The 24,095-nt window shown below is 39.5% G+C and carries 22 protein-coding genes; 10 read left to right on the top strand and 12 right to left on the bottom strand.

The annotated features are described in order from the left end of the window. Window positions 1-14 precede the first annotated feature (14 nt). The 4 genes from KIP84_RS03285 to KIP84_RS03270 form a co-directional block, all read right to left on the bottom strand. Window positions 15-938, bottom strand: a complete 924-nt coding sequence (locus tag KIP84_RS03285) for an AEC family transporter (protein ID WP_199113887.1) — start codon at window positions 936-938, stop codon at window positions 15-17. 56 nt (window positions 939-994) lie between these two features. Continuing rightward, a complete protein-coding gene (locus KIP84_RS03280; RefSeq protein ID WP_199113885.1) occupies window positions 995-2,104 on the bottom strand; it encodes an NADH:flavin oxidoreductase/NADH oxidase in 1,110 nt (369 codons plus the stop codon). A 9-nt stretch (window positions 2,105-2,113) separates the two neighbouring features. Then, complete coding sequence (locus KIP84_RS03275) at window positions 2,114-4,300, bottom strand: TonB-dependent receptor (RefSeq protein WP_213689326.1); 2,187 nt, start codon at window positions 4,298-4,300, stop codon at window positions 2,114-2,116. Between the two features lie 134 nt (window positions 4,301-4,434). Continuing rightward, window positions 4,435-5,001, bottom strand: a complete 567-nt coding sequence (locus tag KIP84_RS03270) for a DNA-3-methyladenine glycosylase (RefSeq protein ID WP_213689325.1) — start codon at window positions 4,999-5,001, stop codon at window positions 4,435-4,437. A gap of 75 nt (window positions 5,002-5,076) precedes the next feature. Here KIP84_RS03270 and mutM point away from each other — a divergent pair, with 75 nt between their 5' ends. Both mutM and KIP84_RS03260 read left to right on the top strand, forming a co-directional pair. Continuing rightward, complete coding sequence (mutM, locus tag KIP84_RS03265) at window positions 5,077-5,901, top strand: bifunctional DNA-formamidopyrimidine glycosylase/DNA-(apurinic or apyrimidinic site) lyase (protein ID WP_213689324.1); 825 nt, start codon at window positions 5,077-5,079, stop codon at window positions 5,899-5,901. Window positions 5,902-5,920: 19 nt separating this feature from the next. Beyond that, on the top strand, window positions 5,921-6,211 hold the full coding sequence (locus tag KIP84_RS03260; RefSeq protein WP_002051379.1) for a peptidylprolyl isomerase: 291 nt from the start codon (window positions 5,921-5,923) through the stop codon (window positions 6,209-6,211). A 14-nt stretch (window positions 6,212-6,225) separates the two neighbouring features. On the opposite strand, the gene KIP84_RS03255 is transcribed toward KIP84_RS03260, so the two are convergent. The 3 genes from KIP84_RS03255 to typA form a co-directional block, all read right to left on the bottom strand. Next, on the bottom strand, window positions 6,226-6,570 hold the full coding sequence (locus KIP84_RS03255; RefSeq protein WP_213689323.1) for a gamma-glutamylcyclotransferase family protein: 345 nt from the start codon (window positions 6,568-6,570) through the stop codon (window positions 6,226-6,228). Window positions 6,571-6,704: 134 nt separating this feature from the next. Then, window positions 6,705-7,136 carry a large conductance mechanosensitive channel protein MscL gene (mscL, locus tag KIP84_RS03250; RefSeq protein ID WP_213689322.1) on the bottom strand — a complete coding sequence of 144 codons (432 nt, stop codon included), beginning with the start codon at window positions 7,134-7,136 and terminating at the stop codon, window positions 6,705-6,707. Between the two features lie 255 nt (window positions 7,137-7,391). Further along, complete coding sequence (gene typA, locus KIP84_RS03245) at window positions 7,392-9,227, bottom strand: translational GTPase TypA (RefSeq protein WP_002116501.1); 1,836 nt, start codon at window positions 9,225-9,227, stop codon at window positions 7,392-7,394. A 177-nt stretch (window positions 9,228-9,404) separates the two neighbouring features. Here typA and KIP84_RS03240 point away from each other — a divergent pair, with 177 nt between their 5' ends. From KIP84_RS03240 to KIP84_RS03220, 5 genes are all read left to right on the top strand, one after another. After that, complete coding sequence (locus tag KIP84_RS03240; protein ID WP_213689321.1) at window positions 9,405-10,763, top strand: uracil-xanthine permease family protein; 1,359 nt, start codon at window positions 9,405-9,407, stop codon at window positions 10,761-10,763. A gap of 63 nt (window positions 10,764-10,826) precedes the next feature. Next, the gene (locus KIP84_RS03235) at window positions 10,827-11,840 is read left to right on the top strand and encodes a methyltransferase (RefSeq protein WP_213689320.1); all 1,014 of its coding nucleotides are present in this window, start codon (window positions 10,827-10,829) and stop codon (window positions 11,838-11,840) included. 21 nt (window positions 11,841-11,861) lie between these two features. Beyond that, window positions 11,862-13,322, top strand: a complete 1,461-nt coding sequence (locus tag KIP84_RS03230) for an amino acid permease (protein WP_213689319.1) — start codon at window positions 11,862-11,864, stop codon at window positions 13,320-13,322. A gap of 266 nt (window positions 13,323-13,588) precedes the next feature. Further along, the gene (locus KIP84_RS03225) at window positions 13,589-14,794 is read left to right on the top strand and encodes an RtcB family protein (protein ID WP_213689318.1); all 1,206 of its coding nucleotides are present in this window, start codon (window positions 13,589-13,591) and stop codon (window positions 14,792-14,794) included. A 3-nt stretch (window positions 14,795-14,797) separates the two neighbouring features. Further along, window positions 14,798-14,956, top strand: a complete 159-nt coding sequence (locus KIP84_RS03220) for a hypothetical protein (protein ID WP_213689317.1) — start codon at window positions 14,798-14,800, stop codon at window positions 14,954-14,956. Window positions 14,957-15,077: 121 nt separating this feature from the next. Here the strand turns inward: KIP84_RS03220 and omp38 are convergent, their stop codons facing one another. Then, window positions 15,078-16,142 carry an outer membrane protein Omp38 gene (gene omp38, locus KIP84_RS03215; RefSeq protein WP_060466028.1) on the bottom strand — a complete coding sequence of 355 codons (1,065 nt, stop codon included), beginning with the start codon at window positions 16,140-16,142 and terminating at the stop codon, window positions 15,078-15,080. Between the two features lie 379 nt (window positions 16,143-16,521). Here omp38 and KIP84_RS03210 point away from each other — a divergent pair, with 379 nt between their 5' ends. The 3 genes from KIP84_RS03210 to KIP84_RS03200 all read left to right on the top strand — a co-directional run bounded on the left by KIP84_RS03210 (window position 16,522) and on the right by KIP84_RS03200 (window position 18,894). Continuing rightward, window positions 16,522-17,037, top strand: a complete 516-nt coding sequence (locus KIP84_RS03210) for a GspH/FimT family pseudopilin (protein WP_213689316.1) — start codon at window positions 16,522-16,524, stop codon at window positions 17,035-17,037. 108 nt (window positions 17,038-17,145) lie between these two features. Then, the gene (locus KIP84_RS03205; protein ID WP_014207591.1) at window positions 17,146-18,321 is read left to right on the top strand and encodes a thiolase family protein; all 1,176 of its coding nucleotides are present in this window, start codon (window positions 17,146-17,148) and stop codon (window positions 18,319-18,321) included. A 129-nt stretch (window positions 18,322-18,450) separates the two neighbouring features. Beyond that, window positions 18,451-18,894 (top strand): VOC family protein, encoded by a 444-nt coding sequence (locus KIP84_RS03200; protein WP_005072758.1) that lies wholly within the window; start codon window positions 18,451-18,453, stop codon window positions 18,892-18,894. 51 nt (window positions 18,895-18,945) lie between these two features. Here the strand turns inward: KIP84_RS03200 and KIP84_RS03195 are convergent, their stop codons facing one another. The 4 genes from KIP84_RS03195 to KIP84_RS03180 all read right to left on the bottom strand — a co-directional run bounded on the left by KIP84_RS03195 (window position 18,946) and on the right by KIP84_RS03180 (window position 24,074). Then, window positions 18,946-19,299, bottom strand: a complete 354-nt coding sequence (locus KIP84_RS03195) for an SMR family transporter (RefSeq protein ID WP_017385603.1) — start codon at window positions 19,297-19,299, stop codon at window positions 18,946-18,948. 81 nt (window positions 19,300-19,380) lie between these two features. Then, window positions 19,381-19,866, bottom strand: a complete 486-nt coding sequence (locus KIP84_RS03190) for a DUF934 domain-containing protein (RefSeq protein WP_213689315.1) — start codon at window positions 19,864-19,866, stop codon at window positions 19,381-19,383. After that, window positions 19,859-21,502, bottom strand: coding sequence for a nitrite/sulfite reductase (locus KIP84_RS03185; protein WP_016143101.1), 1,644 nt, complete (start codon window positions 21,500-21,502; stop codon window positions 19,859-19,861). Before KIP84_RS03185 ends, KIP84_RS03190 begins: the two co-directional genes overlap by 8 nt. 166 nt (window positions 21,503-21,668) lie before the next feature. After that, window positions 21,669-24,074, bottom strand: coding sequence for a glucose/quinate/shikimate family membrane-bound PQQ-dependent dehydrogenase (locus KIP84_RS03180; RefSeq protein WP_017385605.1), 2,406 nt, complete (start codon window positions 24,072-24,074; stop codon window positions 21,669-21,671). Between the last annotated feature and the right edge of the window lie 21 nt (window positions 24,075-24,095).

Raw genomic sequence — 24,095 nt, 5'->3', positions numbered from 1 at the left:
ATGGGGCTTTTCTTTTACCACCACAAAGCAATCAGCCAGCTCACCCCTATAAAACCAACAATTGTACTAATCATAAGTGGGGTTAAGGCTTTTTCATTTAAGCCATAGGCTTGTCCAAAAATTCCGAAAGCAATCGGCATTGGTAAAGCAGCGATTAATGTTCCTGCGTAAAGCATTTCACGGCTTACATTTGGAGTTATTAAAAAAAGTGCAAAAATAACAGATGGCATTAGCACAACTTTAAAGGTCGCCAACAAAACACTTTCTATGTTTACCGTTGTTATTCCAATACCTACTAAACTTCCGCCAATTGCAAACAAGGCCAAAGGCGAAGCTGTACGCCCAAGTAACTCTAAAGACTGGTCAAGCGTCGCAGGAAGGTTAACATCTAAAAGAATGCATCCCATCCCAACCAAAATAGCGATAATGACAGGATTCTTGAGTAAGTTTAAAAAAGTCTGTTTTAAAAGTGGCAAAAGACTTTGTTGTTGATGTAAACCAGCTTCGGCCAAAATCAGCATGAGCGCCACAATCAATAAATTTTCAATAATAAGTGTTAAAGAAATATAGATCGCAGCGTGATTACCTATCAACATGGTTAGAATAGCTGTTCCCATAAATCCAGTATTGGACATAGATGCCCCCATCGATATGACGGCGCTATGGGTTAAGCTATTTTTAAAATATTTTCGATAGAGAATGAAAGCCAAGAAAAATAAAATTAAGGACCCACCGCCATAAGCAAGAAAATAAGCTGGGTGCCAAATGTCTTGTAAATTTTTATTTGCCAATGAGTGAATTAAAAAAGCTGGTAAGGAAATTTTAATTACGAATGCGCTAAGAGCCCTGATCTGTTCAGGTGTTACCAATTTGATGAGGACACAAACATAGCCCATCAATAGCAATATCAAGATAGGTAAAATAACCTGAAAAACCACTGACCGTCCTCACTTAGCGAAAGAAAAATGGGCAAAGATGACTTTGCCCAATACAATTAAAAAGAGTTAAAAAGTTGTTTTAATCCATGTGGTTGGCAACGTAAATACTGAGGTGCAATTTTCACTTCTGCCCCTAAAGCCGCTGCTGCATGCCAAGGCCATCTTGGGTCATATAACATTGCACGGGCAAGACCTATGGCATCGGCTTGTTGGTTTTCCAAAATTTGTTCGGCATGTTCTGGCTCAGTAATTAATCCTACAGCAATGACTGGAATAGACACATGCTTTTTAACTTGTTCAGCAAATGGAACTTGGTAACCAGCCCCAATCGTAATAGATTGATGCTCGTGCAAACCTCCACTAGACACATGCACATAGGCTGCGCCCAATTGCTCTAAAGCTTTTGATAAACCCACTGTAGACTCAATATCCCAATGCTCAATGCTCTCCAACCAATCGGTCGCAGATAACCTAACACCTACAGGATAACCTTCTGGTACAGCGAGTTTAATTGCCTGAAGAACCTCAAGAGTCATACGCATACGGTTTTCTAAAGAACCGCCATATTCATCAGTACGCTGATTGGCAATTGGCGATAAGAATTGATGTAGTAAATAACCATGTGCAGCATGAACTTCAATCAACTCAAACCCAGCTTCTACAGCACGTTTTGCAGCTGCTGCAAAGTCTTGTTGAACCTGTTTAATCTCTGCAATGGTCAAAGCATGGGGCGCTGCATCATGAACAGAAAAAGTACTTTTACTTGGTGCAACCGTTTGCCAACCATGAGGCTGATCTTTTGCAATCTGACCTTTACCTAACCACGGTTTTTCAGTAGATGCTTTACGCCCTGCATGAGCTAACTGAATTCCAAATGGCATCGGTGAAAGTGTATGAACCTTAGCTAACAACGTTTTCATTTTGTCACGTTGTTGATCATTCCAAAGCCCAAGGTCAGCATAGCTAATCCGACCTTCAGGTTGTACAGCAGTCGCTTCTACAATACAAAGGCCCGCACCAGACAATGCATAATTTGCCCATTGCTGTTCATGCCAATAGGTAATTTCACCGTCATCTGTTGCCGAATACTGGCACATCGGAGCAATTACAATTCTATTGACCAGTTGTAGTGAACCAAAGTTAACCGTTTCAAATAATTTTGCCATTTTTAATTCCTAGAATTGCTTAATTACACGTAAACCTGCACTCCAGTTACGTCCATCTGCTGGTTCAAAGTAACGTCCAACTGGTTTAGTTGAATCATTTACGATCACTGAACCTGCATAGTTTTTATCAAATAGGTTATCTACACGGGCAAAGCTATTCACTTTCCAGTCACCCATTACCCATGCATAACCCACATTAGCTGAGGTTACACTGTAGCTTGGCGCTGCGTCACTGTTGGTATCATTCACGTATACTTTATCCATATACTGTACATCTACACCGCCATATAAACCGTGCGATGGCTGCCAAGCCAAAGAGGCATAAGCTTGGTTTTTGGCTATTCCTGGAATGTTATTGCCTGATGGAATTTGAGCAATATCTCTATAAGCTGGAATATCAGCAGCAAAAGTTGCATCTAAATATGTATAGCTAGCAGTCGCGGTTAAATCTCGCCACAATTTTTTATTCCATGCAAACTCTACGCCTTCACGTAAAGTTTTATCTGCATTACGAAACGTTGATCGGCCATTTGAATTTCCTGCTGAAACGATGTCATCTTTGGTTTTAGTTTGAAAAACTGCCAAAGTAAAATCACCTAACTGGTTTTGTGACTTTAAACCTGTTTCATAGGTATCACTTGTTGATGCCGTTAAATTAAAATTAAAACCACTTTCTTCATCTAGTCGATATGCCATTTCAGTAAAAGTTGGTGTTTCAAAGCCTTTGGCATAACTCACATAGGCCATCAGTTCAGGTAAAATTTGCCAGCTTAAAGCAGCCGAAGGCAAAACTTTATCGTAATTTGTTTTGCCACTATCATCACCGTTCACAGTTCCATACTGATCAGGTCCTGAAGTAAAATGATCTTTTGATTTGTAATGGACATTGCTATAGCGTACCCCCGTGTCTAAACGCCACGTTGGTAAGAACTGCCATGACGCTTGTAAATATGGGTCGATATTCCATAAAGTATTATCTTCATCACGGCGTAAATTACCTATAACACCATAAACATTGTTTACATTAAAATTTTCAAAGCCTTTACGTTCTTCATCCATTATATCAAGTGCAACACCAACGCTTAGAGTAGTATTTGGAAGTAACTCTTTACCCGTCCAACGGAAGTCAGCGCCATAATAATTACGCTCAAAATCAATGACTCCACCAGCATGCTTTGGGCTAGCTTGACCTGAATAAATAGGCTTACCCTCTTCTAGCTTCACTTCACCTTTAGGTATAGATTGATATTGAGTGACTTGGCGATTACCTAAATATGCCATGGCATAGAGTTCATTTTTATCATTAATAGGCTTAGACCATGTCACCCCTGTTTGGGTCTGTTCAATATCTTTACGGACATTAAATTGCTTTAAAAATGGAACTTGTTGCTTTGGATTAGCATTCCACTGGTCATGCGTTAAACCCTGCGGGTCGTCTGCATGAATTTTGACATAGTTGGTTATCCAGTTGATTTTGCTACCATCATCAAGATTCCAACTGAGCTTTGCATTATTTAGTACTTTTTCTGCACCGCTATGTTCTCGGTAACCATCAGTATCGAAGTATGATGAACTAATAACATAGCTTGGTTCATTCGCACCCTTTGCTCCACCTTGTAGCACGAGCCCTGCTCGGCTTTTATCGTGACTGCCTCCCGAATAACTCAGCTCTATTGAATCTTTCCCTTGCCCTTCTTTAGTAGACGTTAAAATTGTCCCGCCAGATGAGTTTCCATACAGTGAAGAAAAAGGTCCTGTTAGAACTTCAACATGGTCCAGACTACTTAAATCGATATTAGACGTTTGGCCTTGTCCATCCGGCATTGTTGCAGGAATACCGTCGACATATAAACGAATACCACGGACACCAAAAGTAGAACGTGCACCAAAACCACGCATAGAAAGCTGTAAATCTTGGGCATAATTTTCACGATTACGAATCTGTAAACTCGGTACACCTTTCACAACTTCGGTTAAATTTACTTGTGAAGAAGTATCAACTTGAGGTGCATCTATTCGAAAAACCGAGGCCGGTGTCTGCAAATAGGTTGTATCGGTACGGGTTGCTTCCACATGTAATGTTGGCAATACAGTTACGTCTTGTGTTAAATCTTCTGCCCAAACAAGTGGGCTAGAAATACAGCCCATACTCATCAAAATACAGTAATGAAGTCGGTCTAAGCGTAATAAGGACATGCTTATTTCCTTTATTTATATTGTAGTTATGATAACAAAAAGCAGTGTCTTGTCTGGATATTGAATTCGATCTGCATTGTTGTAAATCTGGAACACTCTTCCTCGATATCTAAAAACTGATTTCCAGATTAAAATTATCGACTCAAAGATGGATGATCTTTCCAGCAATATCGTTCAGGCCAATGTTTTGCTTCTTCGGCATAATCAATTCCAATCCGTGGTGTTAAAACAACTTCCGGTTGCGTTGATGCTGCTTCAACCCACAGTCCAGACTCCTCTCCCAAGATTTGCCCCTTTAAAGATCGATCAATCCCTAAATAGCGTGTCAATTTGCCGGGCCCAGCTAAAAGCTTATATTCTTTTTTGGTTGAAGCACCATTTAAAAATGCAGAACGAATCATTACCCCTTCAGGCACACCTTCTGTCTGAGTAATAAGATTGAGCATTTCATACATGCCATAAATTAAATAGACGTAAATTGTGCCACCAGGGCAATACATTACCTCTGTTCGAGCGGTGCGTTTGTCATTGTAACTATGGCAAGCTTTATCACGAACGCCCAAATAAGCTTCAGTTTCACTAATTGTACAGCGGATCACTTGGCCATCAGGTTGTCGCTTACACAATACGCAGCCGATTAAATCATAAGCTACTTCTGAGGTTTCACGTTGAAACCAGCTTAATGGTAAAATATCTGACATAGTAATCTCTGAAATATTACATACCACACGTTATACTTGATTAATCCAGTATATCTGTTAATTCTGCGAGTTGGCATGCCTGAGTTACCCGAAGTCGAAACCACTAAAACTAGTTTATTTCCATTATTGAATCAAAAAGTTCTAAGTGTTGAAGTACGCAATCCTAGCTTACGCTGGCCTATACCAGATGATGTCCAGAAACTTGTTGGACAACGTCTCATTGGGTTAAATCGACGTTCAAAATATATTTTGGCAGAGTTTGAACAAGATCAAATGCTTTGGCATTTAGGCATGTCAGGAAGCTTTCGTCTGACCGAACCAAATGACGAACTCAGAAAGCATGACCATCTAATTATTCAATTTGAAGATCAGCAATTACGTTACCATGACCCTCGCCGTTTCGGTTGTATTGTTTGGCTTAACCACGAGACTCAAGGCAAACTCATAGATACTTTAGGGCCTGAACCTTTAAGTGACGACTTTCATGCGGAATATTTAGCTTCAAAACTCAAAAATAAATCTGTCGGCATAAAAATTGCACTCATGGATAATCATGTAGTCGTCGGTGTAGGCAATATTTATGCAACTGAAAGTTTGTTTAATGTTGGTATTCACCCAGCACAGCCTGCTTGTGACTTAAGGATGCAACAAATTGAGAAACTTGTTGTCGAAATTAAGCGCATTTTAAAGTCGGCAATTGATTTAGGTGGCTCGACATTACGAGACTACAGCAATGCCATGGGAGAAAATGGTTATTTCCAACAAACATTACTCGCTTATGGCCGTGCTGGCGAAATGTGTGTTAACTGTGAAACCACATTAGAAAACTTAAAACTTGGTCAGCGTGCCAGCGTATTTTGCCCACAGTGCCAACCGCTTAAAAAGCTGAGAAAGCCTTAATTTTTTGGAGGAAGACAACATGCAAACAGCAATTGTCCGACATATTTTAGTCAAAGATAAAGACTTAGCTGAGCAGCTAAAAAAGAAGCTACAAAGTGGTGCTGACTTTGCCAAACTTGCCAAGCAATACTCTACCTGTAATTCGGCAAAACGTGGTGGTGAACTTGGCGAAGTCAAAAAAGGGCAACTGGTGCCCGTCATCGACAAAGTTGTTTTTACAGCTGCTGAACGTGTGTTACAAGGTCCGATCAAAAGTCAGTTTGGCTATCATCTTTTAGAAGTTAAATTTAGAATGGGTAGCTTACGCTGATTCCATAATTTTAACTATGGTTTTTCAGAAGCCTGTGCATTCAGCTGATATGTCCAGGCTTTAACATAATCGCCTGACTCTAATTTTATATTTGCGATAACACGCTGGTATTGAAAACCTTCAAAGTCATCAAGCACCTGCCAGTTTTCAGCAAGTTTTTCTGTGCTAAACAAATAGCCCTCTACCCAATCTGCTTCCGAATCTAACTCTAACGCTTTTAACCCTTTGTCTGGCCCCCAATCTAAAATATGAATCACACCTCTTACACTGGCTTTGGTCCAACTACCGCCAATTTGTTCGAGAATATGAGCATTTGCTTTATTTGGACATAATGTTCCATACACAAAAAGCTGATTCATTCATCTATCCCTTTTTCAATATTCATAATTGGTCTAATCTGCGATCTTGCAATTTTATCAATATCTTGAGTCCAATATAAAATATTAAGTAATAAAAAACGGCACTCAAGGTACCGTTTTTATTTCAAATCTTATTAGGCTTGCTTTTTCAACTCATCACGAATTTCACGTAATAATTGAATATCTTCAGGAGTTGCAGCTGGAGCTTCTGGCTCTTCTTTATTACGGCGAAGTTTATTTAATAATTTCACCATTAAGAACACAACCCAAGCCAGAATAATAAAGTTAATTAAAATAGTGAGGAAATTACCATAAGTTAAAACATTAATACCTGCTTTTTGCAAAGTATCTAAAGATTGCAAGTTATTAGGGTTTGCACCTAATACAATGAATTTTTGAGAGAAATCAACACCACCACCAGTAATTACTGTGATAAGTGGCATGATGATATCTTTAACTAAAGAGTCCACGATTTTGCCAAAAGCACCACCAATAATCACACCAATAGCTAAATCCATCATATTGCCTTTAATGGCAAATTCTTTAAATTCTTGAATAATACTCATCTAAACATCTCCAGATGTCGGGGGCAGAAACACGTCATATTTTTCTTTTTCATTGGCATCTTATCGAATTAGATAGTACTCGCCATGATATTGATAATTTAATATTTTTATCAAAAAAAGAAAGTTATTTCACACTTTAACAACATATTCTCTTACAAGAAAAATATGAAATTAAGCTTAGCTTAACTTTAAATATTACGATTAAAAAAACCGCTAAATTAATTTAGCGGTTTTTTCTTTTTCATTTAAGAAAAATTATTTATCACGATTACGTTTACGTTCGTTTTCAGTCAAGTAACGCTTACGGATACGGATTGATTTAGGTGTTACTTCTACTAACTCGTCATCTTCAATGAATTCAAGCGCTTGTTCAAGCGTATATTCAATTGCAGGTACTAAAGTTAAAGCATCATCTGTACCAGACGCACGAACGTTAGTTAATTGTTTCGCTTTAGTAGGGTTTACAACCATATCGTCTGAACGAGAGTTAATACCCACGATCATACCTTCGTAAACTTCTAACTGTGGTTTAGCGAACAAACGACCACGGTCTTGTAAACTGAACAATGCATAGCCCAAGCAAGTACCTTGAACCATAGAGATCAATACACCGTTTTGACGTTTCGCAACAGTACCTTGTTTAACAGGACCATAATGCGAGAAGCTTGAAGTCATGATCCCTGTACCAGAAGTCATGGTCAAGAATTCAGAACGGAAACCAATCAAACCACGTGAAGGTACAGTTGCTTCAATACGGATACGGCCTTTACCGTCAACTTCCATATTGGTCATCTCGCCTTTACGGTGACCCATTTGTTCCATTACAGCACCTTGATGCTGTTCTTCAACGTCAAAAGTTACGTTTTCGTAAGGCTCTTGTCTTTCACCATCAATTTCTTTGATGATTACTTGTGGACGAGATACGCCCATTTCGAAGCCTTCACGACGCATGTTTTCAATTAAAACTGAAAGATGAAGTTCACCACGGCCAGATACTTTGAAACGGTCTGGACTGTCAGTGTCTTCAACACGTAAAGCTACGTTATGAATTAATTCGCGATCAAGACGTTCACGGATATTACGTGAAGTTACGAACTTACCTTCTTTACCAGCAAACGGAGAGTTGTTTACTTGGAAAGTCATAGATACTGTAGGTTCATCTACAGATAAAGCTGGTAATGCTTCAACATTTTTCGGATCACAAATGGTGTCAGAAATGTTAAGTGCGTCGATACCAGTAATACATACGATATCACCAGCAGATGCTGATTCAACATCGATACGCTCTAAACCATGGTAACCCATGATTTTTAAGATACGGCCGTTACGTGTATTACCTTCTTTGTCAATTACAGTAACAGGAGTATTTAATTTTACTGAACCACGTTGAATACGACCAACACCGATAACACCTACGAAGCTGTTATAGTCAAGTGATGAAATCTGCATTTGGAATGGACCATCAACATCAACTGCTGGTGGTTCAACGATGTCTACAATCGTTTCGAACAACGGAGTCATGTCTTCTGCAAGTTCTTCTGGAGCAGGACCCGCTACACCACGTAAACCTGATGCATAAACGATTGGGAAATCTAATTGCTCATCAGTTGCACCAAGGTTATCAAATAAATCAAACACTTGATCAATAACCCAATCTGGACGCGCACTTGGTTTGTCAACTTTGTTGATAATAACAATTGGTTTTAAACCACGAGCAAAGGCTTTTTGTGTCACAAAGCGAGTTTGTGGCATTGGGCCTTCTTGAGAGTCAACTAAAAGTAATACGCAGTCAACCATCGACATAACACGTTCTACTTCACCACCGAAGTCGGCGTGTCCCGGGGTATCCACGATGTTGATACGGTAAGTTGTATCAGTACGTTTATCTAACCAAGTAATAGAAGTGTTCTTTGCAAGAATGGTAATACCACGTTCACTTTCAAGCGCATTTGAGTCCATGACACGCTCAATCTCGCCTGCTCGTTCACCGAGAGCACCAGATTGCTGAAGTAGTTTATCGACAAGTGTGGTTTTCCCGTGGTCGACGTGCGCAATAATTGCGATATTACGGAGATTTTTGATATCTGACATGAAAATTCGAAACGCCTGAAATTTGAGGGCAAATTATACAGAAAAACACTACTCTTGAGTAGTGACAGTTTATTGACATTGACAAAAAATTTTCCAATAGCCTGTATTTCGTTTTGTAAAGATAGGTATCTCGATTAGAATAGCGCCAATTTGCAAAATTGCGGCGGACCTACACCCATGTCCAATCAACACTCTCAAGACCATCTTGACCTTGTTTATGGCTTAGATGATCGACCAAAACCTCTGATCGCTTTTTTAGCAGCTTTCCAGCATTTGCTTGCGATTATTGTACCAATTGTTACACCTGGGCTTTTAATTTGTTTAGCTTTAGGCGTATCACGCACCGAAACCAACATGATTTTATCGATGTCTTTGGTGATTTCGGGTATTGCTACATTTCTTCAATGTAAAAAAGTCGGCTCGTTTGGTGCAGGTCTTCTGATTGTACAAGGCACAAGCTTTAACTTTATTGGTCCAATTATTGGTATTGGTAGTGCAATGGTTGCTGCAGGAACGCCTGTAAACCAAGTTATGGCTGCAATTTTTGGTGTAGTCATTGCTGGTTCCTTTATTGAAATGGGTGTTTCGCAAATTCTTCCATGGGTAAAAAGATTAATTACTCCCTTGGTGACTGGTATTGTTGTTTTATTAATTGGCTTAACACTTATTAAGGAAGGCTTGATTAGTATGGGTGGTGGCTACCAAGCCATGCAAGACCATACTTTTGCAAGTGCAGACAACCTGATTATGTCATGTACCGTACTTGCGATTATTATTGTGCTAAACCGCATTCGGGTGGTTTGGATTAAAAGTTCAGCCATTTTAATCGCTTTAGTGATTGGTTACATTCTTGCAGGATTTATGGGTTACCTAGATTTCTCAGGTATTAAAGATGCGCCTCTTGTACAGATTCCAACACCGATGCACTTTGGTTTAAGCTTTTCTTGGGGCTTATTCATTCCAATGGCATTCATTTATTTGGTGACCTCTTTAGAAGCGATTGGTGACGTGACTGCAACCAGTAAACTTTCAAACCAACCCGTTAATGGTCCAGAATGGATGAAACGCATTAAAGGCGGTGTTTTAGTAAATGGTGCAAACTCTTTACTCGCAGGCTTATTTAATACTTTCCCTAGCTCTGTATTTGCTCAAAATAATGGTGTAATCCAACTTACTGGGGTTGCAAGTCGTTATGTAGGTATCTGGATTGCTGCTTTACTTATTTTATTGGGCTTATTTCCAGCAGTAGCTGGTGTAATACAAGCCGTACCACAGGCGGTATTAGGTGGTGCTGTGATGGTAATGTTCGGTGCCGTAGCTGCATCAGGTATTAACATTCTCTCATCTATTCACCTTGATCGCCGAGCACTTTTAATTATCGCAATTTCACTTGCATTAGGTTTGGGGGTTGCTCAAGTTCCTCAAATTTTGGAACACCTACCAGAATTATTTAAAAATATTTTTAGCTCTGGCGTAGCGACAGGTGGTATAGCAGCATTAATTTTAAATGTTGTACTTCCTGAAACACACAAATAACTATTTTTTAATTTTGATTATTGCCCAGTTTCCACTGGGCATTCTTCTTCATGAGAGATGTACATGGATCCTAGAAGTGAAGTGGTATTGAGACAACAAGACTATTTAAAAGGTAGAGTCTTGTTCATTAATGCACCGAATGATGCCTTAGTTAGTCAATTACCAGCGGATATTGATGCTTCAGTCTGGACATGGAACCATGCTGACTATCAGAGCTTTATAAATAGTGGAACAAATGCACATTTCTCAGTTGAGTTTCCATTACAAGAATTCGACCAAGCCGTCATTTTTGTTCCCAAATCTAAAGAACTGTTAAATTACATACTGCATGTCGTAATGAGCAATCTTAAAACTGCTCAGTCTGTTTTTTTAGTAGGTGAAAAAAAAGGTGGTGTTGAACGCGCTGCCAAACAACTACAAAGCTTCGGCAAAGTACTTAAACTCGATAGTGCACGCCACTGTCAGCTATGGCACTTAAAGATTGAAAAAACAGAACAAATTAAACCTCTCGAAAGTTGGCTTAAAACTTACACTGTTCATGTTAATGAACAAGAACTTACGATTTGTGCCCTTCCCGGTGTGTTTAGCCAAAATCATCTAGATGTCGGAACTGCTGTTTTACTCCCTTATCTTAATCAGGTGAAATCAGGTAGAATTGCCGACTTCGGGTGTGGTGCTGGAATTATCAGTTGCTATTTGGCAAAAATAAATTCAAGTAATATTATTCATGCCCTAGATATTGATGCTTTCGCTTTACGGTCAACGGAAATGACTTTTAGTCGAAATGGAATAGGTTCAGACCAGTTGAGATTGCAGCCTGTTACAGGAATTGCAGACGCTCCAACAGAACTCGATGCCATTGTCAGTAATCCCCCTTTCCATCAAGGTATTCATACCAACTATGATGCAAGTGAAGGACTCTGCCAGAACGCTAAAAAACATTTAAAGGCATCAGGTGAGCTATGGATTGTAGCAAACCGTTTTTTAAACTATCCGATCTTAATTGAGAAGCACTTTGGTCAGTGCCAGATTAAAACTGATCTTCAAGGCTTTAAGGTGTTATATGCCTGTGCATAACAAACTATGTAAGGAATCTCCATGAGCGAAACACATGCTCCTGAAAAACTCCAGCGTAAGCTTGGGGCTCGTCATCTGAATATGATCGCCATTGGTGGTTCCATTGGTACAGGCCTCTTCCTTGCTTCTGGATCAACAATTGCAAATGCTGGTCCCGGTGGAGCGCTACTCGCCTACTCACTCATTGGCATTATGATTTACTTCTTAATGACCAGCTTAGGCGAGCTTGCAACTCATACACCAACATCTGGCGCCTTTTTTACTTATGGCAGTCGTTATGTCGAAGAAGGCTTTGGTTTCGCTCTAGGCTGGAACTATTGGTATAACTGGGCAATTACAGTTGCATTCGAACTTGTTGCAGTCCAGTTTATTATGAAGTTCTGGTTCCCTGATATTCCGGGGTTCTATTGGAGTGCCCTATTCCTTGCCGTTATTTTCATGATTAACGCAATGACAGTAAAGGGATTTGGCGAAAGCGAATTCTGGTTCTCAATGGTAAAAGTGATTGCGATTGTTGCATTCATTATTATTGGCTTAGCTATGATCATCAAGATTATGCTAACTCCTGGTGTTGCAACATTCGGGAACTGGACTTACAAAGAGGCACCTTTTGTAGGCGGTTTACAAGCCATGATTGGTGTAGCAATGATTGCCGGATTCTCTTTCCAAGGAACTGAAATGGTTGGGGTTGCTGCTGGCGAATCAAAAGATCCAAAGAAGACAATTCCGCTTGCAATCAAACAGATTTTCTGGCGAATCTTATTATTTTATATCCTATGTATTTTCATTATCGGCACTCTGATTGCCTATGATGACCCGAATTTATTGCAAGCAGCAGCCACTGAAGATATCGCGCTTTCTCCGTTTACATTGCTTTATGAAAGAGTAGGTTTTGCTTTCGCTGCGAGTTTAATGAATGCTGTCATTCTTACTGCTATTTTATCAGCAGGTAATTCAGGTATGTATTCCTCAACTCGTATGTTGTTTAAAATGGCTCAAGAAGGCCGTGCTCCAAAGTGGTTTGCAAAACTCGATGGTCGTGGCGTTCCAATGAACGCGCTATACGCAACGACATTTATTGCTGCATTCTGTTTTTTAACGACATTTATTGGTGAAAAACAAGTATTTAACTGGCTACTCAATATGTCGGGTATGTGCGGTTTTATTGTTTGGTTAGGAATTGCGATTTCACATTATCGTTTCCGTAAAGGATATATTGCTCAAGGCTATAAATTAGAAGATTTAGCATATCGTGCCAAATTTTTCCCATTTGCCCCTTGGTTTGCTTTTATTCTCTGTTCAATCATCATTTTAGGGCAGAACTATCAAGCCATTTTAGGTGGAAAAATTGATTGGTTAGGCTTACTTTCAACTTATATTAGCTTGCCTTTGTTCTTGATCATTTGGTTAGGCTATAAGTGGAAAAATAAAACCAAATTGATCTCTTACGATCAAATGAATGTGAAGCCTGAGCAAGACTAAGAATCGGTAATTAAAAGTTAATCAAAGATCAAAAACTTGATCTTTGATTAAAAAAGCGTAAAATGCCGTTCAGATTTTTAACGGCACTTTTAAATAAGGAGGACATCATGCCATTAGTACAAGGTAAAACAGATTAAATAATTTGGCACGATGTCAGCTCACGGACAAGTGTACAAATTCACACCACTTGTCCGAATGCTTAAATTTAAAACCTAGCATTCGCTAGGTTTTTTTATGCCTGCTCGGACAAAAATAAGAGAAAAATTATGGGCATACAAAAAATATTAAACAAGGAGGCACTCTATGGTGTCCCTGTTAAAATTTTCACTCAAGACATAGATAGTGAAAGTATCGAACAACTCAAGAAAATGGCACAGCTGCAATTCATCTATTCTCATATTGCAGTTATGCCTGATGTGCATGTGGGCAAAGGTGCTACTGTAGGTAGTGTTATTCCTACTAAACACGCCATTATTCCTGCTGCTGTAGGAGTTGACATTGGATGTGGAATGAATGCAATTCGCTTGAGTTTAAAGGCTTCACAATTACCTGATAACTTAAGTCGTTTGCGTGATGCGATCGAACGTAAAGTTCCTGTTGGCTTTGCTTTGCATAAACAAGTCAAAGCGAAAGCTTCTAGCATTATTCCACTTGAAAAACGATTAGAACCAATTATCAAGAAGCATCCTGGTCTTGTCCGAATGCTTCGGCAATTTGATGCAACATGGCAAAAACAACTTGGTACTTTAGGTGGTGGCAATCACTTTATAGAGTTATGTATTGATGAGAATCAAGATATATGGGTAATGCTACATTCAGGTAGCAGAGGGCTTGGTAATGTTATTGGTACTTACTTTATTGAGTTAGCCAAAAAAGAAGCTCAGCATCGCTTTGGCCATGTACCAGATAAAGACTTAAGTTATTTTGCTGAAGGCTCAAAAAGTTTTGATGATTATGTAGAAGCTGTAGAGTGGGCACAAGAATATGCTTTTGAAAATCGCAAAGAGATGATGCGATTAATTTTAGAAGCGATCCGCCCTCTTCTACCTTCTTTTCAAATGACAAAAGAAGCGATTAATTGTCATCATAATTATGTAAGCCGTGAAACACATTTTGGCGAAAATCTATTGATTACCCGAAAAGGTGCAATTAGAGCAGGCTTAGATGAGCTAGGTATTATTCCAGGTTCAATGGGCGCACGATCTTATATTGTTAAAGGCAAAGCAAATCCTGAATCATTTTGTTCTTGTTCTCATGGCGCTGGTCGCAAGATGAGCAGAAGTAAAGCAAAAGTTCTTTTTAATCAGCAAGATCTTATTGAACAAACCCAAGGTATTGAATGTCGCAAAGATAGTGGCGTTGTCGATGAAATTCCAAGCGCCTATAAAGACATTGATGAAGTCATGGCAAATCAGTCAGACCTCATTGAAGTCGTTCATACTCTAAAACAAGTTTTATGTATTAAAGGTTAAAGCATGAAAATTAAAGAAATGCCAAAGATCAAACTCCGTAATCAAGTAGCTCTATCCCCTTTACTCCACAAAGGTGGTATGTACGAAACGGAAAAACCTCGCGCTCAACATCGTAGAGATAGACAAGATGCTAAACAGCAATTGAGAAAAGGTGATTGGTAAATAATTTAGACCGAGATCGAAAGTCATTATTAAGGAGACACAGAAATGACTAAATATTTTAAAAATCGCCATAAAAAAAGCGACTCTAACGAGTCGCTTTTTTACTGTTCAAGAACTCAAATTATTGAGCTGCTGCAGGAGCTGCCGCTTCTTGACCAGGTTGAACAACTACAGTACGGCTACCAGTGATTGTCGCGAATACACGACGGTTCATAGCACGACCTTCTTTAGTTTTGTTGTCAGCAATCGGTTGATCCCAAGCGAAACCTTGAGTAGACAAACGAGATGCATCAACGTTGTATTCGTTTACAAGAGCTGATTTAACAGAGTTAGCACGAGCTAAAGATAAACGTTCGTTCAACTTACGTGGACCAGTGTTATCTGTGTGACCTTCGATACGTGCAGTAGCGTTAGGGTATTCAGTTAACTTCTCAGCAACTTTAGCGATTTCTGGCTTGTATTGGTCTTTGATGTTTGATTTGTTAGTATCAAAGAACACACGAAGTTCCATGTTAAGGTCTTCAGTTAACTCTTGTGGTTGTGGAGCAACTGGAGTTGGTTCAACTGGAGCAACTTCTACTACAGGAGCAGCAGGCTTCAAGTGACCACCAAGAACTACGTTCAAACCAGCAAGAGCTGTATAGTTCCAGAACTTTTCGTCAAAGTTATAAGTACCACGAGCTTCTGTACGAAGAGATAAAGCATCGTTTAAGCGCCAGAAAGCACCAACACCAGCATTACCTAAAGTACCTTCTTCATCATTGTGATAAGAAAGGTCAGGAATCTCGTATTTGTAGTGACCAGCACCTAACAATACGTATGGCTTGATTTTGCTGTCATAGTTTTTAGTGATTAAATCAGAAGTAACATAGAAGTTACCGTTGATTTGTTTTTGTTTGTATTCAGCGCTTGGAGCACCAGCAATACCTTCTACATCACCCTTAACTTGGTTATATTCAGCTTCGAAACCTAACCATGGTGTTAACTCGATACCAAGAGCTGCACCAACGAATAAATCGTCTTGTAATTCAGGTCCGTTAGTTAACTCGCCATCTTTACCGCCATTGTTGTGTTGAGTGTCTTGGAAAGTGTAACCAAGCAATAATGGAGTAACAGTTACGCCAGCATTAGCAGCAGCTAATGGAGCAGCGACAAGCATAGCAAGTGCAATACGACTCAATTTCATGGATATCCTCCAGAGATAACAATTGTTGTTCAAGCTCAGCCTAAATTTATTGGCCCCTGAGATATTTTCACCCCAGTATTATTTTTAAGCTATTCACATTTGAATCATACAAACACTTGATAGACTTTCCAAGTGCTTGATAATTTTAATCAAGTAAATTATTGACAAAATTACTTACAATTTCCGTTGTAATTCGGTAATTTTTCACTCAACTAGCAAATATGAACAACTTCTTTCTTTCGCTTACGGTGATTTTACCAGTATTCTAGCATCCTGATAACCTTTATTTAATTTTGTGTTTCCTCACTATAAAAATCATTATAAATCATTGATAGAAAGCATAAAATCAAAATATTTCTTTATATATTAAGGAATTTTAATGTTTAAAACTCCCGGTTTCACGTTGTTGGAACTCACTATAACGCTCGCAATTCTTATGATCATGGTCACTATAGCGCTTCCTTTATATCATCAATTTATGGCTTCTGTAGAATTAAAAAATTCGTCTCGACTACTCACAATTCATATACAAAAAGCCAAATACGACGCAATTCTACGACATAAGAGTGTCGTACTTTGCCCAACTGTTGATTTGTCTACATGTAATAGTAACTGGGATACAAGTCTTATAAGCTTTGTAGACACGAATCAGAATCTACAAAGAGAAAACAATGAAGAAGTATTAACCAATGTTGAACTTGCTCATCGCTACGGTTCTTTAAAATTTCATAAGTTTGGAAAAAAACTAAATAGTATTGTATTTCAGGGCGACACAGGACTGCCACGCGAATCTAACGGCACTTTTATTTACTGTTCTTATAACCAGCTTAAAAACTTTAAATTAGTTCTCAGCAAAATGGGACACACCCGTTTAGAAGACCTTAAAAATTGTTAGAACTCTACAGTCTAATGCAGAAGATATCTCTCTTTGATTTTTGCAATATACTGCCTAGGTTTTAAACATTTCTTATTTTGAGATTAAGAACAATCGGAGATTACAACAATGACTGACATCGTAATTGTAAATGGTGCTCGTACTGCCATGGGTGGTTTTCAAGGATCACTATCAGGACTTACAGCGCCTGAATTGGGTGCGGTAACGATTAAAGAAGCAATCGCACGAGCAGGTTTACAGCCTACTGATGTCGAAGAAGTCATTATGGGTTGTGTACTGCCTGCTGGCCTAAAGCAAGGTCCAGCACGTCAAGCGATGCGTAAAGCTGGCTTACCAGACTCTACAGGTGCAGTAACGATTAACAAGCTTTGTGGTTCTGGCATGAAAGCTGTTATGCAAGCCGCTGATATGATTAAAGCAGGTAGTGCTGAAGTTGTTGTTGCTGGTGGCATGGAGTCTATGACAAATGCACCTTATGTTTTACCAAAAGCACGAGCTGGCTATCGCATGGGCCATGGCGAAATTAAAGATCATATGTTCTTTGATGGGCTTGAAGATGCTGAAACTGGGCGTTTAATGGGTTCATTTGCTCAAGATATGGCCAATACTCGTGGCTATACACGTGAGCAAATGGATGACTTTGCGATTCGCTCTTTAAAACGTGCTCAAACAGCAATTACTGAAGGTTATTTCAAAGACGAAATCGTTCCAGTTACTGTACCTAGTCGTAAAGGTGATGTCGTTGTTGATCAGGATGAACAACCTTTAAATGCCAAGATTGACAAGATTCCTTCACTCAAACCAGCTTTTGCAAAAGACGGTACGATTACCGCCGCAAATGCAAGTTCTATTTCGGATGGTGCATCTGCATTAGTATTAACTTCAAGTGAAGTTGCAGCACAGCGCGGTTTGCAACCGCTTGCAAAAATTATCGCGACAGCGTCAAACTCTCAGCATCCTTCAGAATTTACGATCGCTCCAGTTGGTGCTATCGAAAAAGTGCTTAAAAAAGCGGGATGGAATGCGCAAGACGTTGACCTGTGGGAAATTAACGAAGCGTTTGCTATGGTTACCATGTGCCCAATTGATGATTTCAAACTTGATGCAGAGAAAGTAAATATCAATGGTGGTGCTTGTGCACTAGGTCACCCTGTAGGTTCTACGGGCTCTCGTATTATTCTTACACTTATTCATGCACTGAAACGTACTGGCGGTAAAAAAGGTATTGCTGCACTCTGTATTGGTGGTGGTGAGGCAACAGCAGTTGCAATTGAACTCATTTAATCCAAATTCATTATTTTAAAATCCCACTTCGGTGGGATTTTTTATGAAAAAACTACAAAAAATGACCCACAAAATCACTTTTAAGTTTTAACTTATTCCTTTAAACGAAAACAACAATGGACAATAACAATGCAACTCAATCACTATCTCAATTTCCAAGGTCAAGCAGAACAAGCCTTTAACTTTTATAAATCAGTATTTGGTGGTGAATTCGGTATGTTAAGCCGTTATGGTGATATGCCAGCGCCTGAAGGTGTGACGTTATCGGAAGCCGACAAAAATCTGGTTCTACATGTTTCTTTACCGATTAATGAGTACACTGTGCTTATGGCCTCAGATACAAATGATCAGTTTTGTGCCCCTAACAGCGTTTTTACCCAAGGAAATAATCACTACATCTCGATCAACCTTGAAAAAGATGAGCAAGAAAAAGCAAAACAACTTTTTGATGCCTTATCTGTTAATGGTCAAATTGAAATGCCTTTAGAAAAAACGTTCTGGGGCGCATTGTACGGTGCTTTTACCGATCAGTTCGGTATAAAGTGGATGGTTAACTGCCAGCTTGATACCTAACATGTTCAATATTTAGTCCTTATAGAGATACCCACTATTTCTATAAGGGCTTTAAACATCGATATTGGAATATTGTGCAATAATCATTAAACCTACAGTAATAAAACCAATTCCCACCCATCCTGCCACATCGATATTCTGACCAAGAAAAATCTTTGCCAAAAAAGCTGTTGCTAATACACCTATCCCAGACCAAAGCACATATAAGATTCCAGCCTGCATATATTTCAAAGCAATAGCAGCGCATGCAAAAGAAATAATATACAAAACCAGAGCAATACCCTGAGCTGTTTTATTGACTAAGCCATTCCCCTTAGCAGAATAAAATGTTGAGAGTACATCTGTCGCAATAGCAAAAAGTAGCCACCAAGCACCAGGATTTATTTTTGAAATTAAACCAAACATTGTTGTTCTTCAGTTGAGTCATTTAAAAATTATTCATAAAAAAAGCTGAACCTGAGTTCAGCCTTTATATTTAAAAACTATTTAAGCACCAGTTTGATAACTTGCTTGTGGTACGGCTGTTGAAGCTTGGTATGGGTTGGTAAAGTCTTGCAAACCAGCTGCCGCTTCTTGCACATCTTTACCTTCTTTAATCACAAAACTATCAAAACCTGAACGTTTTAAGTAGTTTAAGACATCCTTAAACACATCACCAGTTGCACGCAATTCGCCTTGGAAACCTTGACGGCGCAATAGTGCAGCAAATGAATAACCACGACCATCACCAAAACCTGCAAATTCAATGAAGATTGCATCAAGTTCATTTAATGGAAATGTGTGCTCTTCAGGTGAATCATTTACAGTCACATACAAAGCTTTTTTGCCTTGAACGTTAGCTAATTGATCGAGTTGAGCTGTTGTTACAACAACATCACCTTGGAGAATAACACCATCTTCAGCAATGATTTGATAAGTATTATCTGCAATCGTGCCATCTTTATAAAGCACTGGTAGAGCTGTATTAAGCATATGCACGCTCCTTAAATGGTTGAATTCCTACACGGCGATATGTATCAACAAAACGCTCACCTTCCGTACGTAAATCAAGATAAGTATTTAATACTTCTTCAATGACATCTGGCACTGCATCTGCTGCAAATGATGGGCCTAAGATGTCACCGATTGATGCATCATGGTCTGAATTACCACCTAATGTAATTTGGTAGAATTCAGCACCTTTTTTATCTACGCCTAAAATACCGATGTTACCTACGTGGTGGTGACCACAAGCATTCATACAACCAGAAATATTTAGATCTAAATGACCAAGATCATAAACTTTGTCTAAGTCATCAAAACGACGTGTAATCGCTTCAGCAATTGGAATTGATTTCGCGTTTGCAAGTGAACAGAAATCACCGCCTGGGCAACTAATGATATCGGTAATAAAGCCGATATGTGCGCGTGCCATATTTTGTTGTTCAAGCGCTTGCCATACATCGAACAAATCTTTTTGAGGTACATCCGCCAAAGCAATGTTTTGTTCGTGAGTCGTGCGAAGTTCACCAAACGTATATTTATCAGCAAGATCTGCAATAAAATTCATTTCTTCAGTGGTCATATCACCCGGTGCGATACCTGCACGTTTTAGAGAAATCGTAACAATACGATAGCCCTTCACTTTATGCGCATGCGTGTTGATGTTGAACCACTGTTTGAATTTTGGATGTTCAGCAAATAAAGCTGTGAAGTCTTCATCCTCTAAATCTTGATAATCAAACGGGGTGAATTCTTCATCCAGTTTTTTCAAGATTTCTGGCTGAATCTTCAATGCTTCACGTGTATGTTCAAATTCAGCTTCAACTTTCTGTGCAAACACTTCAGGAGTTAATGCTTTAACTAGAATTTTGATACGTGCTTTATATTTGTTATCACGACGGCCATGCAAGTTATAAACACGTAAAACCGCTTCTAAGTAAGCAATTAAATCTTCACGTGGTAAAAACTCACGAATCACACTACCGATGATTGGGGTACGGCCTAAACCACCACCAGCCATAATCTTATAGCCGATCTCGCCTGCTTCATTACGCACGATATAAACACCAATATCGTGGAATGCAGTTGCCGCACGATCTTTTTCTTCAAGTGCAGAAACAGCAATTTTGAACTTACGTGGCAAGAATGCAAATTCTGGGTGGAATGTACTCCACTGACGAATCAACTCACATGTTGGACGTGGGTCTGCAATTTCACCAGCAACCACACCTGCATATTGGTCAGTTGTCGTGTTACGAATACAGTTACCACTGGTTTGAATGGCATGCATTTGTACAGTTGCAAGTTCAGCCAAAATGTCTGGCACATCTTCAAGTGCAGGCCAGTTTAACTGAATGTTTTGACGTGTAGATACATGTGCATAGCCACGGTCATAAGCAGTTGAAACTTCAGCAACTTTACGTAATTGTTTAGAATTCATTAAGCCATACGGCACAGCAATACGCAGCATAGGCGCATAACGTTGCACATATAAACCATTTTGCAAACGTAATGGACGATATTCGTCTTCAGAAAGTTTGCCAGCTAAATAGCGTTCTGTTTGATCACGGAACTGAGCAACTCGTTCATTAACCAGTTGCTGGTCGAAATCGGTATATAAATACATGGCGTATGGCTAGTAGATTCATTATTAAGGCGGATAGCATAGCGAGCTTTTATTCATCAATAAAATGCTTTTTTTGCATATTTAATAACGGTTTTATTGATAAGCTTTAATATAAATCGACATAAAAAAAGCCCGGATAAATCCGAGCCCTTTCTATAAAAGCTTTTTATTTGTTATCTGGTAAGGCATAAGCCACTAAATAGTCGCCCATTTTCGTACCAAATGAACCATGACCACCAGCCATGATTACAACATATTGCTTACCATTGATTTCATAAGTCATTGGTGTTGCTTGTCCACCTGCTGGTAAACGCGCTTCCCAAAGTTTCTTACCGTTAGTAACGTTAAACGCACGTAAGTAGTTATCTTGAGTTGCACCAACAAACATGACATTACCGGCAGTAGAAATTGAACCACCTAAACCAGGCACACCAATTTTCACAGCTGGTAACTGGAACAAGTTCGGCAAGCTGTCACGAATTGTACCAATACGTTTTTTCCATACCACTTCATGAGTTTTCAAATCAACGCCAGCTACATAGCCCCAAGCCGGTTGTTTACAAGGTAAACCAAGCGGAGATAAGAATGCGCTAATTTCAACACCATACGGTACGCCGTACATTGGTTGTACGCCCTGCTCAGTTCCTGCACCTTTTGCAGTTTGTGCACGGTTTGGATCAGCAGGAATTAAACGACTGACGAATGGCAGACCAATCGGGTTCATTACAGCAACCTGACGATCAGGGTTAACTGACATACCGCCCCATTCAAATACACCCAAGTTACCAGGGAAAACTAAAGTACCGTTTTCAGATGGTGGAGTATAAATACCATCGTAATTTAGACGTTTGAAAGATACACGACACATGAGCTGATCAAGCATAGTGGCACCCCACATGTCTTTATCAGTCAATTTATCTTGTGGCGCCAAGTTCAAGTCAGAGAATGGCTGAGTTTTTGAATAGAACTCACCTTTAGTTTGTGGTCCACGTTTAACTGTTTGTGGAACTGGTTTCTCAGTTACAGGGACAATCGGTTGACCATTACGGCGATCAAGCACAAAGGCATTACCTGTTTTCGTCAATACATAGATTGCAGGAACAGTTTGGCCAGCTTTGTTTTTGATATCAGCTAAAGATGGTTGAGATGGTACGTCCATATCCCATAAATCGTGATGGGTTGTCTGGAAGTTCCACACTAATTTACCAGTAGAAGCATTAATCGCTAACATTGAGTTTGCATAACGCTCTTTCAGCTCGGTACGGTCACCACCCCAGATATCTGGTGTACCTACACCTGTTGGTACATAAACGATATCAAGTTTGGCATCGTATGCTAAAGGTGCCCACGCATTTGGTGAGTTGTGAACAAAAGTAGTACCTTCGCCCGGCATTGCATTTGGATCTGCTGCGCCAGTATCAAATACCCAAAGAAGTTTACCAGTGTTAACGTCGTATCCACGAATGACACCAGATGGCTCTTTATTGGAGTAGTTATCTGTTACAGAACCAGCAATCACAACAGTTGAACCAGTCACGATACCAGGAGATGTTGGGTTGTAACCGCCTGGATAAGCATATGGCATAAACTCTTGTAAGTTCACTTGACCATTTTGACCAAAGTCAGTACATGCTTTACCAGTGTCAGCATTTACAGCCACTAAACGGCCATCGTTGACTGGTACAAATACCTTACGTGGACATTGTGTAGAGCTAGATTTCTTGCTTTGAAGACTCGTTGCAAACTCAGTTGTATTGTTTGCATCGTAGTACATCACACCACGACAAGTTAAATGCTGGAACGATTTATCCGTTTTAAGTTTCGGATCAAAACGCCATTTTTCTTTACCTGTAGCAGGATCAATCGCAATTAACTGCTGGTGAGCTGTACAGATAAACATGTTATTACCGATTTTAATCGGTGTAACCTGATTAGTCGTTTCGCCAGAGTCGTTATCTGTCTTAAGATCGCCAGTACGTAAAGTCCAAGCAACTTTCAAGTCTTTTACGTTTTGATCATTGATCTGTTTCAATGGAGAGTAACGCACGCCTGCTTGAGTACGACCATAAGCTGGCCAATCGCTTTCAGCAACACCAGGCACGGCTTGAGCTGTTTCTGGTTGAGGTGTTTTGATTTCACCATTAATTTCTTGCGGATCATTGAAGATAGAATAAACCATCAACACGATTGCAATTGCTAAAGTTGAAGATAAGGCAATCTTACTTGATCCAAGGTTGTTGATTCCACGAGTTACAGCCGGAACCAATAACCATAAACCAAGAATACCTAAAATATCTAAACGTGGTGCAAGCGCCCAAAAGTCTGTTCCAACTTCCCAGACACTCCAGATAATAGTTCCTAGCATTAATGCAGCATAAACCCACAAAGCAGTAGAAGCACGCTTGTAGAGTTGCCATGCAACAATGAGGAGTAATACTCCAGCTATAATGTAGTAAATTGAACCGCCTAGTGTAGCGAGCCAAATACCTCCAATTAACAGGAATAACGCCAGTAACCCAATAATAATTACGGTAAAAGTCGTTAAACCTGATCTTGAAGTAGGTTGATTCATAAACCACCTCTTATCAATCAT

The sequence above is a fragment of the Acinetobacter sp. BHS4 genome (genome assembly GCF_018454425.1).
Taxonomy (GTDB): Bacteria; Pseudomonadota; Gammaproteobacteria; order Pseudomonadales; family Moraxellaceae; genus Acinetobacter; species Acinetobacter pittii.
Note: the sequence above shows the minus strand (reverse complement) of the source record. Positions and strands in the feature narration are given on the sequence as shown.